Here is a 16,135-nt window from a genome sequence, read left to right on the forward strand (position 1 = left end):
AACGTCACACCGGCGAACTCGGGCGTGCGCACCGATCGCACGAGGTTGTTGAGCTTGGCCAGGCCGGGCAGAGCATCCGACTGCTCGACCGTGATCTCCTGACCGCTCCACCGCATGTCTCTATTCGAACACTAGTTCGATCATCTCGCAAGCTCGCCCGATGCAAGTCGCACGTTCTACCGACAAGAAGGGGGGAGTGCGCCTGCACAACCCCGTCCGCAGCCAGTTCACGCAAACCCAGCCTCTTGTATCGGCCGTGCTTGCACGAACTGGCTGCGGTTCGAACGGAGGCCGCCTCAACGCGTGGTCGTCGGCGTCAGGGCGAGCTCCTCGCCCGACCAGCGCCGCCGCAGCCACCGGTCGTGGCTCGCAACGACCACCGCTCCCGGGTAGCTGCCGAGGGCATCCTCGAGTTCCCCGGCCAGTGCGAGCGACAGGTGGTTCGTCGGCTCGTCGAGCAGGAACACGTGCGGCGGCTTCGCGATGATCAGCGCCAGCGCGAAGCGCCGCTGCTGCCCGACGGACAGCGATCCGACCGGCCGGTCGAGATCACGGGGAGCCATCAGGCCGAGCGAGGTGAGCGGCAGCTGCTCCGAGCGCCGCTCGCCGAGCGCCTTCGCGTAGAGAGCGCGAGGCGTCGCGGCCGGGTCGGTGAATCGCACGTCCTGTTCGAGCAGCCCCACTCTGAGGCCCTTGCGGCGTGTGACCGTTCCGGAATCCGGTGCGATCGTGCCGGCGAGCAGTCCGAGCAGTGTGGACTTGCCTGCACCGTTCGGGCCGGTGACGAGCAGCCGGCCGTCGGGCTCGATGCGCAGCCGCTCGACGTGCAGTCGGTGCCGCACGCGGGCATCCGTCACCTGGATCAGCGTGCCAGCGGCCTCGTCGAGCCCGTGCGATCCGCTCGGGATGCCCGCGAACGCGAGCACCGCGGGCGGCTTGCGCACCTGGTTGCGTTCGAGTTCGTCCACCCGCCCCTGCGCGTTGCGCACGCGCCTGGCGATCTGGGCATCCACCCGAGCGCCCTTGAACGGGGCGATGTACTTGTCGTTATCGCGCGGGGCGCGCTGCGCGTGCGTGGAACGCGCCGTGACTGCGGTGGCATGCCGCAGTCGGTTCAGCTCGTCCTGCTCGTCGCGGTACTGCCGTTCCCAGCGCTCGCGCTCGGCGGCCTTGTGCTCGAGATAGGCAGTGAAGACGCCCTCGCCCGTCGCCGGCCTGCCGAACACGGTCGCACCGTTTCCGGATGCCTGCACCGACCCGCGGCCCGAAGCGCCGTCTCCACCGAGAGCGGCGACACTCGTGCGCGACGGGTCAAGGTCGACGAGCGCGGTTGCGACGGCGTCGAGGAACACGCGGTCGTGGCTCGCGAAAAGCACGGGACCACTCCACTCGGTGAGTTGGCGCTGCAGGAACTCCACGGCGTCGTCATCGAGGTGGTTGGTGGGCTCGTCGAGCAGCAGCGCGTCCGGCCGGCTCAGCGGCAGCGCCGCCATCGCGAACCGGCTGCGCTGCCCACCGGACACCTCGCCCAGCGTGCGCTGCAACGGGATGCCCTGCACGCCGAGCCCCGCGAGCACGCGATCGCGGCGCGCGTCGATGCTCCAGACATCCGCTCGCTCCGCGGCGGCGAGCGCCGCGTCGTATCGAACGGATGCCCGCTCCAACTGCTCTGCATCGGATGCCTCGCCGAGCGCCACGCCCGCCGCGTCGAGTTCGCGCTCCACGGCGCGCACCTCCGCGAGAGCGTGCTCGACGAGGGAGTCGAGCGTCTCGTGCGGCGCGAACCGCACCTCCTGCCAGAGGAACCCGGTGCGTGCCGGGCGCGCCACTGTTCCGCGGTCGGGAGCCTCGGCACCGGCGAGCACGCGTAGCAGCGTGGACTTGCCCACGCCGTTCTCGCCGATGAGTCCGACGCGGGAGCCGGGCGGAACGGTGAGCGAGACATCCGTCAGCACGGTGCGCACGCCGTAGCTCAACGAGACGCCGTCGGCGCGCACGTAGTCGGCCACCGCGGCCGCCACGGTCGTGCTTTCATCGATGGCGGGAGCGGGCGCTGCCTCTACGGGCGCCGCATCGAAGGTGGGAAGGAATGAGGAACGTACAGGCATGGAACCGCCTCTCCGGGCTCGGTGAGTCCTGGAGCCGGCACGACCACGAAGGGCCGTGCCGACCCGAATCGGTTCGCTCGAAAGCCGCCGACGAGGGTCGGCGCGAGCGGAAGGATCCCGCCGGGCGTTGGCCCCCGAGTTCAGAATCAGCCGGACGACCCCATGAAGCGCGCACGAAGCACGACCGTCACGGTGACGGATGACCGTTCTTCGTCGGGTGCGCTGCGGTGCGACATCGATCTGTCGCGAACCCGCAGGGGTCGAGCCTCATGCGCGGGACGAAGGGTGGTCACTTCTTCATAGCTCGCAGGACGTTACCAGCCCGCCGAAGCTAAAGCAACCTCAGTCGCTGAGCCCGAGCACCTTGGAGGTCTCCGCGATGACCTCCGCGGCCTTCTCCGGCTGATTGTTCAGCGTGCTGCCCATGGTCGGGATCAGCTCCTTGAGCTTCGGCTCCCACTGGCCCCACTGCTGTGGGAAGCAGCGCTTCAGGAGGTCCAGCATGATCGGCACCGCCGTCGATGCGCCGGGCGATGCGCCGAGCAGGCCGGCGATCGAACCGTCGGATGCCGCGACCACCTCGGTGCCGAACTGCAGCACTCCGCCGCGCTTGGCATCCTTCTTCATGACCTGTACGCGCTGACCTGCGGTGATGAGCTCCCAGTCCTCGCTCTTGGCGGTCGGCATGAACTCCTGCAGGGCACGCAGCTTCTTCGTGCGAGTCGCGAGCAGTTCCGAGACGAGGTACTTGATGAGCGCGAAGTTGTCACGGGCGACGGCGAGCATCGGCCCCAGGTTGCCGCCGCGCACGGAGCCCGGAAGATCCCACCAGGAGCCCTTCTTCAGGAACTTCGGGCTGAACCCGGCGTACGGGCCGAACATGAGCGATGCCTCGCCGTCGACCACGCGCGTGTCGAGGTGCGGAACCGACATCGGTGGTGCACCGACGGCCGCCTTGCCGTACACCTTCGCGTGGTGCTGGGCAACCAGCTTCGGGTTCGTGGTGCGGAAGAACTTGCCGCTGATCGGGAATCCGCCGAAGCCCTTGATCTCACTGATTCCGGATGACTGCAGCAGGTGCAGCGCGCCGCCGCCGGCTCCCACGAACACGAACCGGGCATCCACGGTGTGCGGGGTGTTGCCGACGAGGTGCTTCACCTTCAGCCGCCAGTTGCCGTCCCTCGTGCGGCCGATGCTCTTCACGCGGCAGTTGAGCCACAGCTCGCCGCCGCGTTCCACGAGTCCGTCGAACAGGGCGGTCGTGAGCGCGCCGAAGTCGACATCCGTTCCGGTCGCCATGCGCGTCGCGGCGATGGGCTCGCGCGTGCGTCCCTTGATGAGCAGCGGGGTCCACTCGCGGATCACCCTGTGGTCTTCGGAGTACTCCATCCCGCGGAACAGCGGCTGGTCCTTGAGCGCCGCGTAGCGCTTGCGCAGGTACTTCACGTTCTCACCACCGCGCACGAACGTCATGTGCGGGGTCGAGCTGATGAACGAGGTGGGCAGTTCGCCCTTCTGGGCGAGGGATGCCCAGAACTGCCGGCTCAGCTGGAACTGCTCGTTGATGCTGATCGCCTTGGCCGGGTCGACAGTGCCGTCCTTGGCCTCGGGCATGTAGTTGAGCTCGCAGAGCGCGGCGTGGCCGGTGCCGGCGTTGTTCCACGGGTTGGAGCTCTCCTGGGCCACGTCGCCGAGAACCTCGTAGACGCGCACCTTCCAGTCCGGCTGCAGCCGCTGGATCATGGTGCCGAGGGTCGCGCTCATGATGCCCCCGCCGATGAGGACGACGTCTAACGGGGCCCGGGAATCACTCACTCGAACAATTCTATGGCGTTTGCGAAGCGGTCCTTTCCGGTCCGCCTCAGCCGCGGTACCGCTCCCCCACTGGGATCTCGACGGGCACCGTGTTTCCGAGCGGCGCGAGCGGGCACGCCCATGCCGGGTCATACGCGCAGCTCGGGTTGTAGGCGAAGTTGAAGTCGAGCACGAGCGTTCCCGGGTTCGATCCCGGACCGAGGTCTGCACCCTTGATCGTGTCGAGCAGGTAGCGGCCGCCGCCATAGGTACCGTCCGCTCGCCCCGCGGAGGCATCCTTCACCGGAACGAACAGTCCGCCGCCGTACGAGCGCAGCCTCCAGACGTCGAGCGAGCCGACATCGGGCAGGCGCACGACCCCGATGCGCTCGAACGGTACGACGCCGTCGGTACCGGTCTCAACATCCAGATCGGCCGGTTCGGTCTGCTCGACCGACAGCTCGAACCGCCACTCCGGGTCGTACTCTGCGACGGGCAGTCCGCCGAAGGATGCTCGATCCTCCGGCAGCAACGGCGTCGACGGATGCGTCGCGAAGAGTGCATCGCGCTCGACGACCCATGCGGCGTGGGCGGCTGACGCGTCTTCGTCGGCGAGTTCACGTACCAGCTCGTACAGCGCGAACACACGGCGGCGCCAGTCGGCGACGTCGACTGCTGTCTGGATGTCCGTCATGCGTACATGATCGCCTGTTGGACCGCCGGGTGGGCGTGTTCGGCCGGCGCGAATCGGCCGCCCGGCGTCGCGATCGCCAGGATTCGGACATCTTCCGACAAGATGCGGTCACCGGCCCGGAATCCGTGCCTTTCGTGTCGGATGTGCGCTCGACACTGATGGCATGACCGACGATCGACACCGCGGAATCGGACTCGCGCAGGGCACAGCGCTCTACGTGGCGGCCGTGCTCGGCACGGGCATCCTTCTGCTTCCCGCACTCGCCGCCCGCGCGGCCGGACCCGGCGCGATCCTCGCCGTCGCTGCGCTGGCGGTCATCTCCGTACCGCTGGCTTCGACGTTCGCGGCGCTGTCGACGAGGCATCCGGATGCCGGCGGCGTCGCCACCTTCGCCCGCCGCGCCTTCGGACCGACCGCCGCTCGCATCGTCGGCTACTGGTTCTACTTCGGAACGCCGATCGGCGCACCGGTCGCCGCGATCATGACCGCGCAGTACGTGGTGGCGATCATCGGCGGCGATCGCGGAACGGTCATCCTGATCGCGGCCGCCCTCGTGATCGTGCCGACCGCCATCACCGTCTTCGGCGTGCGCTTCGCGGGCTGGGCGCAGCTGCTGCTGAGCGCAGCGCTCATGGCGATCCTCGTGCTGGCACTGGCCGCCGCCGCACCCCACATGCACCCGGCCAACTTCGCACCGTTCCTCCCGCACGGCCTGGGCGGCGTCGGCATCGCGGTGAGCCTCTACATCTGGGCCTTCGCCGGATGGGAGGCCGTCGCGGGCATCGCCGGCGAGTTCTCCCGACCGCGGCGCGACATCCCGCGAGCGACAGCTCTGGCGCTCGCGATCGTCTCGGTCGCGTACATCGCGATCCAAGCCGTGGTGGTGGGTGTGCTGGGCCCGAAGGTCGGCCAGTCGGATGCCCCGCTGCTCGACCTCGTGACCGTCGGGCTCGGCCACGGCTGGGGAGTGGTCGTCGCGTGCGTGGCCGTGATCGTCGTGGTCGGCGTCTTCAACGCCTACTTCGCTGCGTTCAGCAAGCTCGGCGCAGCGATGGGCCGAGACGGCGACCTGCCCGCCTGGTTCGGTCACGGCGCCGAGCGCGGCGGCATTGCGCGCCGTGGGTTGCTGCTGAGCGCCGTGCTCATGGCGCTCTACTTCGCGGTCGTCGCGTGGCTGCCCGACCTGCAGCCGGTCATCCTCGTGCACACGAGCATCGGCGCCGCCATCTACGGCATGGGTGTCGCGAGCGCGCTCGTCCTGCTGCCCCGACGAAGCATCGGCTGGTGGATGTCCGTGCTCTCCTGCGTTCTCGTGCTCGGGCTGCTCGTGCTCGAGGGCGCGAACCTGGTGTATCCGCTGGTCGTCGCGGCGGCAGCGGTCGTGGTCGGAGTCGTCGCGCGATCGCGTCGCCGCTACGCGACAGCGGGCACGGAGTCGGCCGACGCAGCGGATGCCACCGTGCCGGCCGCCGCGGGAAGCACGGCCCCGACGCCGGAGAAGTGAGCTCTCGAGGGGCTCAGACGGTGGCAGCAGCCCGCAGGTTCGCCGCGACGAGTTCCGCGATCTGCACGGCGTTCAGCGCGGCGCCCTTGCGCAGGTTGTCGTTCGAGACGAAGAGCGCGAGTCCCCGGCCTTCCGGCGCACCCGGGTCCTTGCGGATGCGACCCACATAGCTCGGGTCGTTGCCCGCGGCTTCGAGCGGCGTCGGAACATCCGCGAGGGCGACGCCGGGAGCATCCGTCAACAGCTCGGTGGCGCGCTCGGGGCTGATCGGACTCGAGAACTCGGCGTTGATCGACAGCGAGTGACCGGTGAACACGGGCACGCGCACGCACGTGCCGCTGACAAGCAGGTCGGGCAGGCCGAGGATCTTGCGGCTCTCGTTGCGCAGCTTCTTCTCTTCGTCGGTCTCGTTCAGGCCGTCGTCGACGATCGAGCCCGCTAGCGGGATGACGTCGAACGCGATCGGCCGCACGTACTTCGCCGGCTCCGGCAACTCGACGGCCGAGCCGTCGTGCACGAGGTCGAGCAGCTGGCCGGATGCCACGGCCGCCTCGGCCTGGTCGGCGAGTTCCTGCGCACCCGCGAGCCCCGATCCGCTGACCGCCTGGTACGTGCTGACGATCAGCCGCTGCAGTCCGGCCTCGGTGTCGAGCACCTTGAGCACCGGCATCGCGGCCATCGTGGTGCAGTTCGGGTTGGCGATGATGCCCTTCTGGGCGTCGGCGATCGCCTCCGGATTCACCTCGCTGACGACGAGCGGCACCTCCGGGTCCATGCGCCACGCGCTGGAATTGTCGATGACCACGGCGCCGGCGGCGGCGAACTTCGGCGCGTACGCCCGGCTGCCCGTCGCCCCTGCGGAGAACAGCGCGATGTCGACGCCCGACGGATCGGCCGTCTCGACGTCTTCGACGATGATCTGCTCGCCCTTGAACTCCAGCGTGCGCCCGGCCGAACGGCTCGTCGCGAAGAGCCGAAGCTTCTCGACCGGGAAGTCGCGCTCGGCGAGGATGCGACGCATCACCGTGCCGACCTGACCGGTGGCGCCGACGATGCCTACGGTGAATCCGTTGCCCATGGGAATTCCTTGGAGTCCGTGCGACGGGCGCAACGACGCCGGCCGTCGCCGCTGATGTGGGTAGGCCTTCTATTGTGACAGACCGGCCCGGGCCGAACGCGCCTGGAGAAGGCGGCTGAGACATCCGATGTCTCGCATCCTGGCACGGTACGATCGCGCGTATGGCCGTCACCGACGAGGCGATCCTCAAGATCAAGGAGATGATCACGAGCGGGCGGCTCGCGCCCGGCGATCGTCTCCCTCCCGAGAAGGAGCTCAGCGAAAGCCTCGGGCTCTCCCGCTCATCGTTGCGCGAGGCGGTGAAGGCGCTCGAGGTGATCCGAGTTCTGGATGTCCGCCGCGGCGACGGCACGTACGTCACGAGCCTGGAACCGCGGCTTCTGCTCGAGGCGCTGTCGTTCGTCGTCGACCTGCACGACGACCGCTCCGTGATCGAGATCTTCGGCGTGCGGCGCATCCTGGAGCCGGCGGCAGCGGCGCTCGCTGCCAGGCGGATATCCGACGAGCAGCTGGATGCCCTGGACCGCCTTCTCGAGACGACCACCGGAGACGAGGGTGTCGAGGCGCTCGTGCAGCATGACCTGGAGTTCCACCAGGCGATCAGCGAGGCATGCGGGAACGACTACCTGGCGCAGCTGATCGAGTCGATCTCGAGCCACACCGTCCGGGCCCGCATCTGGCGCGGACTGACCCAGCAGGGCGCGGCGGAGCGCACGATCGCCGAGCACCGCGCGATCCTGGCGGCCCTGCGCGACCACGACGCGGAGCTCGCCTCCGCGCATTCGCTCACCCATGTCGCCGGCATCGAGGACTGGCTCAGGGCCGCGCTCGGCGCGACCGCGTGAGCCGGACGTCTACCCGATGCACCGAGTCACCGACAGGGAGGATCACCGAAGATGAGGATCGCACTCCACTCCACACTCCGCCCGGGAGCCGTCGACGACTATCTCCGCGAGCATGCCCGCGTACCCGACGACCTGCGTGCGCTGTTCGATCGGGCGGGCATCCGCGACTGGACGATCTGGCGCTCGGGCGACCGGCTGTTCCATCTCGTCGAGTGCGACGACTTCGATCACGCGATGCGGATCATCCGCGCCGACGATGCCGACCGCCGCTGGCAGGACCACATCGGACGATTCGTCGAAGGATTCCTCGGCCCGGACGGCGACGAGGGTTACGTGCCGATGGAGAAGGTGTGGCGCCTCGAGGAGCAGCGCGCCGAGCCCGTGATCGACATGGGTCTCGACTGAGCTGGTGGCTGGTTCGCGAGACTCCGCGCTTGTCGACGTGCACGTACACGTCTGGGATCCCGCGCGGCTGAGCTACCCGTGGCTCGATGGGGTGCCCGCGATCGACCGGGCGTTCCTCCTCGACGACATCGATCGGGCAGGCGGAACGGTGACCGGGCACGTCTTCGTGCAGGCCGGATGCCTGCCCGAGCAAGCGCTCGACGAGGTGCGCTGGGTGCTCGGCATGACGGATGCCTGGCCCGAGCTGGCCGCGATCGTCGCCGATGCAGACCTCCGCGGTGGACCCGCGTTGGCGTCCCACCTGGATGAACTGCTCAACCTGAACACCGAACGAGTGCGCGTCGTGGGTGTCCGTCACCTTTTGCAGGACGAGCGGGACGACCTGCTTGCCGATCCCGCTGCCCGTTCAGCCCTGCTCGACGGTCTACGCACTCTCGCCGCCCGCGGGCTGACCTTCGACGTCTGCGTGCGGCACCGCCAGCTGGACACGGTGACCGAGCTGCTCGAGCAGGTGCCCGAGCTCCCCACCGTGCTCGACCATCTCGGCAAGCCGCCGGTCGACGCCGGGATCGCGAGCGAGGCAGGCCGCGCTTGGGCAGGAGCGCTCGCCCGCTTGGCACGCCTACCCCGCGCTCACGTGAAGCTGAGCGGGCTCGCGGCCGAGGCATCCGGAGCCGACGCACTCGACGCGCACGCTCATGACTTCCTCGTGCACGCCCTGCGGGCGTTCGGTCCCGACCGTTCCATGATCGGCAGCGACTGGCCGGTCAGCGCGTTCACCGGCGCCGGTGGCACGTTCGACGGCTGGCGTGGTCGCGTGCGCCGCGCCGCCGCCGCAGCAGGCGTCCATGCCGAGGGCGTCGCATCCATCGAACACCGCACCGCGACCAGGTTCTACGGCCTCGGTGGTTGAACGGCTGGGCCTGTTCGACCGCGGCCGCACTCCCCGTCCGGCTACCGACCTGCGCTCCTCGCGATGCACGAGCCGATGCAATTCAGGATGCACGAGCCGATGCAATTCAGGAGGGGAGCGGGCTCGGCCGCATATCGCGGTCGAACCGCCGCTGGTCCTGAAGTGCGCCGCCGCGCTGAGCTCGGCCGGGCCGGGCTGCGCCGCCGGGCCGGGCTGCGCCGCCGGCGCCGGGCTGCGCCGCCGGGGCCGGGCTGCGACGCGGAGCCGAGCCGCGCCGTGCCGAGCTGCGCCGCTGGACCGAGTCGCGCCGTGCCGTGGCTCAGGCCGGGATGAAGCCTCCGACGGCGAGCGCGGCCCACAGGTCGTCCGGGATCGGCGCGGCCATGCGCTGGAGGTTCTGGCGCACGGCATCCGGGTTCGCGGTGCCCACGACGACCGACCACACGATCGGGTCCCGGAGCGGGAACTGCAGCGCAGCGGCGGGCAGCTCCACGTCGTACTCGGCGCAGATCCGCGCGATCTCCCGCGCCCGCTCGACGAGCTCCGCGGGCGCTGCCGAGTAGTTGTAAGTGGCATCCGCCGCGGGCGCGCTGCTCGCGAGCAGCCCGGAGTTGTAGACGGCCGCGGCGACCACGCATACGCCGCGCTCGTGGCACACCGGGAACAGGTCGGCCAGCGCCGGCTGCTCAAGGAGCGTGTAGCGTCCGGCGATCATGACCAGGTCGAGGTCACCCTCCCGCACGGCTCGCGCGGCCACGGCCGCATCGTTCACCCCGATGCCGATCTGTCGCACGAGACCCTCGTCGCGCAGCTTTGCCAGTGCGGGCAGCCCCTCGCGGAGCCCGCGGTCGAGGTCGTAGACATCCGGGTCGTGCAGGTAGAGGATGTCTACCCGATCGAGCCCGAGACGCTCCAGCGAGTCCTCGAGGCTGCGACGGATGCCCGCCTCGCTCGGGTCGAACCGCCGCACGAGGTCGTCCGGCACGTCGAATTGATGGGCGAGGTCGCGTCCGCCCGCGAAGCCCGGGTTCGGCTCGAGCAGCCGCCCGACCTTCGTCGAGAGCACGAACTCGTCGCGCGGCTTTTCGCGCAGGAAGGCGCCGAGCCGGCGTTCGCTGAGTCCGAGGCCGTAGTGCGGAGCGGTGTCGAAGTAGCGGATGCCGCCGTTCCACGCGGCATCCAGTGCATCGTGCGCGCGCTCGTCCGAGACCTGGCGGTAGAGGTTGCCGATGGACGCGGCGCCGAAGCCGAGCGGAGAGAGATCGCTCACGCTTGCGTCTCCGCTCGCACCGCGAGCCACTCGAACTCGTCGAGCGAGGCGGGAAGCATCTCGGTGCCCGCGCCCGGCGCCGTCGGAGTGACGTAGCGTCCGTTCTCGACCACGACCGGTGTGGCGAAGTGCTCGTGCAGGTGGTCGACGTACTCGATCATGCGGCCGTCCATCGTGCCCGCCACGGCCACGAAGTCGAACATCGACAGGTGCTGCACCGCCTCGCAGAGGCCGACACCGCCGGCGTGCGGGCAGACCGGAACTCCGAACTTCGCCGCCAGCAGGAGGTTGGCGATGTTCTCGTTGACCCCGCCGACTCGGGTGGCGTCGATCTGCATGACCTGCATGCCACCGGCCTGCAGAAGCTGCTTGAACACGACCCGGTTCTGCACGTGCTCACCCGTGGCGACGCGGATCGGGGAGACCCCGCGCGAGACCGCGGCGTGCCCGAGGATGTCGTCGGGGCTCGTCGGCTCCTCGATCCAGGCCGGGTGGAACTCGGCGAGCGACTTCACCCAGTCGATCGCTTCCTGCACGCCCCAGCGCTGGTTGGCATCCATTGCGATCGGATACTGGGCCCCAAGCACCTCGCGGGCGATCCGGAACCGGCGGATGTCGTCTGCCAGGTCTGCACCGACCTTCAGCTTCACCTGCCCGAACCCCGCGTCGACGGCTTCACGGCACAACCGCGCGAGCTTCTCGTCGGAGTAGCCCAGCCATCCAGGGGTCGTGGTGTACGCGGGGTAGCCCTCTGCCAGAAGACGCTCGATGCGCTCCTCGCGGCTCGGCTCGGCGGACTTCAGGATGCGCAGCGCCTCCTCCGGCGTGATCGCATCGGTGAGGTAGCGGAAGTCGATCAGCGACGCGAGCTCCTCGGAGCTCAGCCGCGACAGGTGCAGCCAGAGCGGTTCGCCCGCGCGCTTCGAGCGCAGGTCCCACAGGGCGTTCACGATCGCGCCGATCGCCATGTGCATGACGCCCTTCTCGGGGCCGAGCCAGCGTAGCTGCGAGTCGTGCACGAGCAGGCGGGATGCCGCGCCCATGTCCGCGAGCAGCTCCTCGGCATCACGCCCGACGAGGTGGTCGCTCAGCGCGTCCAGCGCCGCCACCTGCACGTCGTTGCCGCGCCCGATTGTGAACACGAACGCGTGCCCCTCGAGCCCGTCGCCGGCATCCGTGCGGATCGTGACGTATGCCGCGGAGTAATCAGGATCGGGGTTCATCGCGTCCGACCCGTCGAGCGAGAGCGAGGTCGGGAACCGCACGTCCCTGGTGTCGACGGCGACGATCGTGCTCATGGTGTTCCCTCTCCGAACGCGCCGAAAGTCGTCGGGCATCCGATGCCAGCCTAAACATCGGATGTTTGCCTCGTCAACCGGGGACGTATGTGCCACAATCGTTGCGAACGCCGCCACTGCCCGCCCACACCTCGGATGTTCACGCCCCACATCCGCGGGCGGATGCGCGCGAAGGAAGGACTGCCATGACCGACTTCACCGGACTCGTCGCCATCGTCACGGGAGGGGCGTCGGGCATCGGTGCCGCGATCGCGCGCCGGTTGCGCGCCGACGGCGCCCGGGTTGCCGTGTTCGACGTGAACACGGATGCAGCGGACGCCGATCTCGCTGTGCGCGTGGACGTCAGCGACGACGCAACGGTCGTGGCCGGCGTGCAGCGCGTGATCGACGAGTTCGGCCGCCTGGACATCGTGGTCAACAACGCCGGCATCGGTGCACAGGGCGATGTCGCTGCGAACCCGGATGCCGAGTGGCAGCGCGTCTTCGACATCAACGTGATCGGGATGGCGCGCGTCTCACGGGCCGCGCTCCCCCACCTGCGGGAATCGCCGGCCGCCGCCATCGTGAACACGGCATCCATCGCCGCCACCGCCGGGCTGCCGCAGCGCGCCCTGTACTCGGCGTCGAAGGGCGCGGTGCTGTCGCTGACCCGGGCGATGGCCGCCGATCACCTGGCCGAGGGCATCCGCGTGAACGCGGTGAGTCCGGGAACGGCGGACACGCCCTGGGTCGGCCGCCTGCTCGACTCAGCACCTGACCCTGCCGCCGAGCGCAAGGCGCTCGAGGCACGGCAGCCGCACGGTCGCCTCGTCGCCGCCGACGAGATCGCGGATGCCGTCGCCTACCTGGCGAGCCCCGCCGCCGGCTCGACGACGGGCACGGCGATCGAGGTCGACGGAGGCATGTCCGGCCTGCGCCTGCGCCCCGGCGCCTGACGAGCGACGACGCCGCTCTCCCTCGAACGGCGGGTCCACGGTGAGGTCCACGCCGAAAGCGCGCCTTGACCGTCGATAGTGTGGTGCGCAGCGGAGTAGGCAGGACCTGAGGAGCATCGTGGACGAGTGGGATGCTCCTCGCGGCAACCGCCTCAGCGACAGCATCGCCGCGATCGCGCGACTGTTCCCGCACGCGGTCGCCGAGGTCGCCGACGAGACGGGCGAATCGCGGCTGTCCGTCGACTTCGACCTGCTTCGGCAGGAACTCTCCGGCGAGCTCGTCGAGGGAACGCGCGAGCGATACGGACTCGAATGGCCGGGCAAGCGCGCTGCAGCGCTCTGCGCGACGACACCGCCGACCGCGCGGTTGCGCGAGGTGGAAGACGAGTCGGTGGATCGGGCATCCACCGGCAACGTCTTCATCGCCGGAGACAACCTCGAGGCACTGAAGCTGCTGCGGCAGACGCACGCCGGTGCTGTGAAGCTCATCTACATCGACCCGCCTTACAACACGCGCAATGACTTCGTCTACAACGACGACTTCGGACCGTCTCACTCCGCGTGGCTGAGCATGATGTACCCGCGGCTGCTGCTCGCCCGCGACCTGCTCACCGACGACGGCGTCGGATTCGTGAGCATCGATGGCAACGAGGTAGCGCAGCTGAAGCTCCTGCTGGCCGAGGTGTTCGGCGCTCGCAACGTCGTCGCCACGATCGTCTGGGTCAGCAACCTCAAGGGACGGCAGATCTCCGGCGGCGGACCGGCGGGCACGCACGAGTACATCCTCTGCTTCGCCCGGAACGCGGATGCCGTCACCCGGTTCCGCGGCTCGGCATCCGATCTGCACGCGCTCATGCCCGCCGTCTACCGGCGAGCCGGCTACGCGCCGAAGTATGACGCGAAGGGCCCGTACGTCACGAAGAACGAGCTCTACAACACGAACTCACGGTTCAACGAGCGCACCGCACCGACGATGGTGTTCCGCATCCACTACCACCCGGGAACGGGCGAGGTGCGCGTCACCGACATCGACGACGACACCGAGTTCGAGGGGTTCTTGACCGCGCTGCCGCACCCGAACCACCGCCCCGGGCTCCGGTGGCACGCCTGGCGATGGAGCCGCGCGCGCGTGCTCGCCGACCGCGACGAACTCGAGTTCGACGTGAGCGGCGGCACGCTGCGCATCCGTACGAAGGTGCGCGACGTCGACGGCATGACGCTGAAAGACGTCGTGATCGGCCCGAGCACGATGTCGGGGCAGCGCGACCTGGACGACCTGGGCATGCACCATCTCTTCGACTCGCCGAAACCGGTGGCTCTGCTGCGCACGCTCGTCGCCGTGACCACCTCAAACGATGACCTCGTTCTCGACTTCTTCGCCGGCTCCGGCACGACGGCGCAGGCCGTGATGGAGCAGAACGTCGACGATGGCGGGCACCGCCGGTTCCTGCTCGTGCAGCTGGACGAGCGCACCTCGCCCCGGTCGGACGCGGCCGCCGCCGGCTTCGCCACGATCGCCGACGTGACGGCAGAGCGGATGCGCCGCGCGGGCGACCGCCTCCGCTCACGTTCGGCACGTGGTCACGTTGACACCGGGTTCCGGATGTTCCGACTCGAACAACACTGAACCGCGGTCTATCGACCGCTCGTCCAGCCACCGCCCACGTGCCTTCGGGACGCCCGCACTACCCTCGCAGAATGCGCAAGCGAACCCGAACCGCACGTGCACGCGCCGTGGCGCTCGTCGCAGCAGCGCTGACGGCACTGGTCCTCGCCGGATGCTCGCAGTCCGGCACCGGAGACGTCGACGACTCCGGCGCGCCCAAGGCGCCCACCAGCAGCACGCCGACGCCGGCCCCGACGTCGACGCTGCGCAAGGGAACAGCATCCGACCCGCTGCGGTACGCGGCGCTCGGCGACTCGTACTCGGCGGGGATGGGCGGCGGCGACGCGAGCGGCAGGTGCCGCCGCAGCCCGCACGCGTTCCCGCAGCAGTTGGCGAAGTCGAAGACGATCGTGCTCTCCCGGTTCGTCGCCTGCTCCGGCGCGACCACCTCCGACGTGCTCGACCATCAGATCGACGCGCTCGACCCGCAGATCGATCTCGTCACGATCACGATCGGAGGCAACGATCTCGACGTCAGCGTGCTGCCATCGGCGTGCGGTCGCGGCGAGACGGATGCCTGCAAGACCGCGGTGGCGGCCTCGGTCGCACTGCTGCACACGCTCGCGCCGAAACTCGAGAAGACGTACCAGGCGATCGCGAAGGCGGCGCCGCACGCACGCATCCTCGTCGCCGACTACCCGCTGTTCTACGACTTGCCGGCCATCAACGAGAACACACTGGGCTCCGAGGAGCTGTCGGCCGCCATCGCCGTTGACACGGCCGTCGCGTCACTCGACGCGACCATCGCGAAGGCGGTGGCGAAGCAGCGGGCGGTGGGCACGGACATCCACTTCGTCGACGTTCAGTTCCGCGGCCACGGCGTCAACGCGAAGAAGCCGTGGTTCGTGCTCTCCGGCATCGACGCGTACCACCCGACCGCCGACGGCTACACCCAGTACGCGAAGACGCTCTCCGCCCTCACCAATCCCGCTGGTTGACGGAACCGCTCACTCCACGCGCAGCCCCAGCTCGTCGGCGAGCGCTGGCGCCAGCGTCATGAGCTGCTCGAACGACACGGTCGCACCCTTGAGGGACGCGATGCCGCGCACCACGTCCAGGTCGGCGCCGCGAAGGTCGACGTCGGTGAGCCGGCAGTTGGATGCCTCCAGCAGGCCGATCCTGCAGCCCGCGAACCCGACGCGTTGAGCCGTCGCGCCGCCGAGGTCGAGTTCACCGATGGTGCAGTCCTCGAACGCCACGTCGACGAGTTCGGATCCGCGCAGGTTCACGAACCCGAGCTTGCAACCCTGTAGGCGGACCGAGTTCCACGTGCTCTCGTACACCTCGATCGCACCGATGCGAGAGCTGCGCAGCTCGACGTCGCGCCAGTCGGCACCCTGCGCCGCGAGCACGGACGCCGTCACCCCGTCGAGCCGGGTCTCCCGCATGCGCGAGTCGACGATCCTGGTGTCCGAGAGATCGAGCCCGCCGAGCTCGCATTCCGAGAGGTCGATGCTCGGGATGTCGGCACCGGTCAGCGCCCGAGAGTCTTCGGCGCTCGGGGCGAAGCGAAGCGCCTCGTGCGCGCGGCGAGCGAGCAGGTCGGAGGGGTCGGCGTCCGTCAGCTCCTCGAGCAAGAGCGGGTCGATGCGAGGCGACTGCAGGGTCTTGGCACGCGGCATGGC

Annotated in this window: 14 protein-coding genes; 7 read left to right on the forward strand and 7 right to left on the reverse strand. The window is 69.4% G+C overall.

All coding sequences use genetic code 11. The features are described 5' to 3' along the window. Positions 1–296: 296 nt before the first annotated feature. The 3 genes from ACTHNC_RS08665 to ACTHNC_RS08675 all read right to left on the reverse strand — a co-directional run bounded on the left by ACTHNC_RS08665 (position 297) and on the right by ACTHNC_RS08675 (position 4,596). On the reverse strand, positions 297–2,108 hold the full coding sequence (locus tag ACTHNC_RS08665) for an ABC-F family ATP-binding cassette domain-containing protein (RefSeq protein ID WP_440294198.1): 1,812 nt from the start codon (positions 2,106–2,108) through the stop codon (positions 297–299). A gap of 342 nt (positions 2,109–2,450) precedes the next feature. Continuing rightward, positions 2,451–3,923 carry a malate:quinone oxidoreductase gene (locus ACTHNC_RS08670; RefSeq protein WP_440294199.1) on the reverse strand — a complete coding sequence of 491 codons (1,473 nt, stop codon included), beginning with the start codon at positions 3,921–3,923 and terminating at the stop codon, positions 2,451–2,453. Between the two features lie 46 nt (positions 3,924–3,969). Next, on the reverse strand, positions 3,970–4,596 hold the full coding sequence (locus tag ACTHNC_RS08675) for a DUF1684 domain-containing protein (RefSeq protein ID WP_440294200.1): 627 nt from the start codon (positions 4,594–4,596) through the stop codon (positions 3,970–3,972). A gap of 163 nt (positions 4,597–4,759) precedes the next feature. Between ACTHNC_RS08675 and ACTHNC_RS08680 the strand changes: the two genes are divergently transcribed. Next, positions 4,760–6,100 carry an APC family permease gene (locus ACTHNC_RS08680; protein WP_440294201.1) on the forward strand — a complete coding sequence of 447 codons (1,341 nt, stop codon included), beginning with the start codon at positions 4,760–4,762 and terminating at the stop codon, positions 6,098–6,100. A 13-nt stretch (positions 6,101–6,113) separates the two neighbouring features. Here the strand turns inward: ACTHNC_RS08680 and ACTHNC_RS08685 are convergent, their stop codons facing one another. Next, positions 6,114–7,178: an aspartate-semialdehyde dehydrogenase gene (locus ACTHNC_RS08685; RefSeq protein WP_440294202.1), complete on the reverse strand. Its 1,065-nt coding sequence runs from the start codon at positions 7,176–7,178 to the stop codon at positions 6,114–6,116. Positions 7,179–7,339: 161 nt separating this feature from the next. Between ACTHNC_RS08685 and ACTHNC_RS08690 the strand changes: the two genes are divergently transcribed. From ACTHNC_RS08690 to ACTHNC_RS08700, 3 genes are read left to right on the forward strand one after another with little or no spacing between them, the layout of a single operon-like run. After that, on the forward strand, positions 7,340–8,023 hold the full coding sequence (locus ACTHNC_RS08690; RefSeq protein WP_440294203.1) for a FadR/GntR family transcriptional regulator: 684 nt from the start codon (positions 7,340–7,342) through the stop codon (positions 8,021–8,023). A 51-nt stretch (positions 8,024–8,074) separates the two neighbouring features. Continuing rightward, a complete protein-coding gene (locus ACTHNC_RS08695) occupies positions 8,075–8,428 on the forward strand; it encodes an L-rhamnose mutarotase (RefSeq protein ID WP_440294204.1) in 354 nt (117 codons plus the stop codon). Between the two features lie 4 nt (positions 8,429–8,432). Beyond that, on the forward strand, positions 8,433–9,341 hold the full coding sequence (locus tag ACTHNC_RS08700) for an amidohydrolase family protein (protein ID WP_440294205.1): 909 nt from the start codon (positions 8,433–8,435) through the stop codon (positions 9,339–9,341). 319 nt (positions 9,342–9,660) lie between these two features. Here the strand turns inward: ACTHNC_RS08700 and ACTHNC_RS08705 are convergent, their stop codons facing one another. Beyond that, positions 9,661–10,611 (reverse strand): aldo/keto reductase, encoded by a 951-nt coding sequence (locus ACTHNC_RS08705; RefSeq protein WP_440294206.1) that lies wholly within the window; start codon positions 10,609–10,611, stop codon positions 9,661–9,663. After that, the gene (locus ACTHNC_RS08710) at positions 10,608–11,909 is read right to left on the reverse strand and encodes an L-fuconate dehydratase (protein WP_440294207.1); all 1,302 of its coding nucleotides are present in this window, start codon (positions 11,907–11,909) and stop codon (positions 10,608–10,610) included. Before ACTHNC_RS08710 ends, ACTHNC_RS08705 begins: the two co-directional genes overlap by 4 nt. A 185-nt stretch (positions 11,910–12,094) precedes the next feature. Between ACTHNC_RS08710 and ACTHNC_RS08715 the strand changes: the two genes are divergently transcribed. From ACTHNC_RS08715 to ACTHNC_RS08725, 3 genes are all read left to right on the forward strand, one after another. After that, positions 12,095–12,844 carry an SDR family NAD(P)-dependent oxidoreductase gene (locus ACTHNC_RS08715; protein WP_440294208.1) on the forward strand — a complete coding sequence of 250 codons (750 nt, stop codon included), beginning with the start codon at positions 12,095–12,097 and terminating at the stop codon, positions 12,842–12,844. A 118-nt stretch (positions 12,845–12,962) separates the two neighbouring features. Further along, positions 12,963–14,471, forward strand: a complete 1,509-nt coding sequence (locus tag ACTHNC_RS08720; protein ID WP_440294209.1) for a site-specific DNA-methyltransferase — start codon at positions 12,963–12,965, stop codon at positions 14,469–14,471. 71 nt (positions 14,472–14,542) lie between these two features. Next, positions 14,543–15,448 carry an SGNH/GDSL hydrolase family protein gene (locus ACTHNC_RS08725; RefSeq protein WP_440294210.1) on the forward strand — a complete coding sequence of 302 codons (906 nt, stop codon included), beginning with the start codon at positions 14,543–14,545 and terminating at the stop codon, positions 15,446–15,448. A gap of 9 nt (positions 15,449–15,457) precedes the next feature. On the opposite strand, the gene ACTHNC_RS08730 is transcribed toward ACTHNC_RS08725, so the two are convergent. After that, positions 15,458–16,132 (reverse strand): pentapeptide repeat-containing protein, encoded by a 675-nt coding sequence (locus ACTHNC_RS08730; protein ID WP_440294211.1) that lies wholly within the window; start codon positions 16,130–16,132, stop codon positions 15,458–15,460. Positions 16,133–16,135 lie beyond the last annotated feature (3 nt).

The organism is Humibacter sp. (assembly GCF_051954055.1).
In the GTDB taxonomy this organism is placed as follows: Bacteria; Actinomycetota; Actinomycetes; order Actinomycetales; family Microbacteriaceae; genus Humibacter.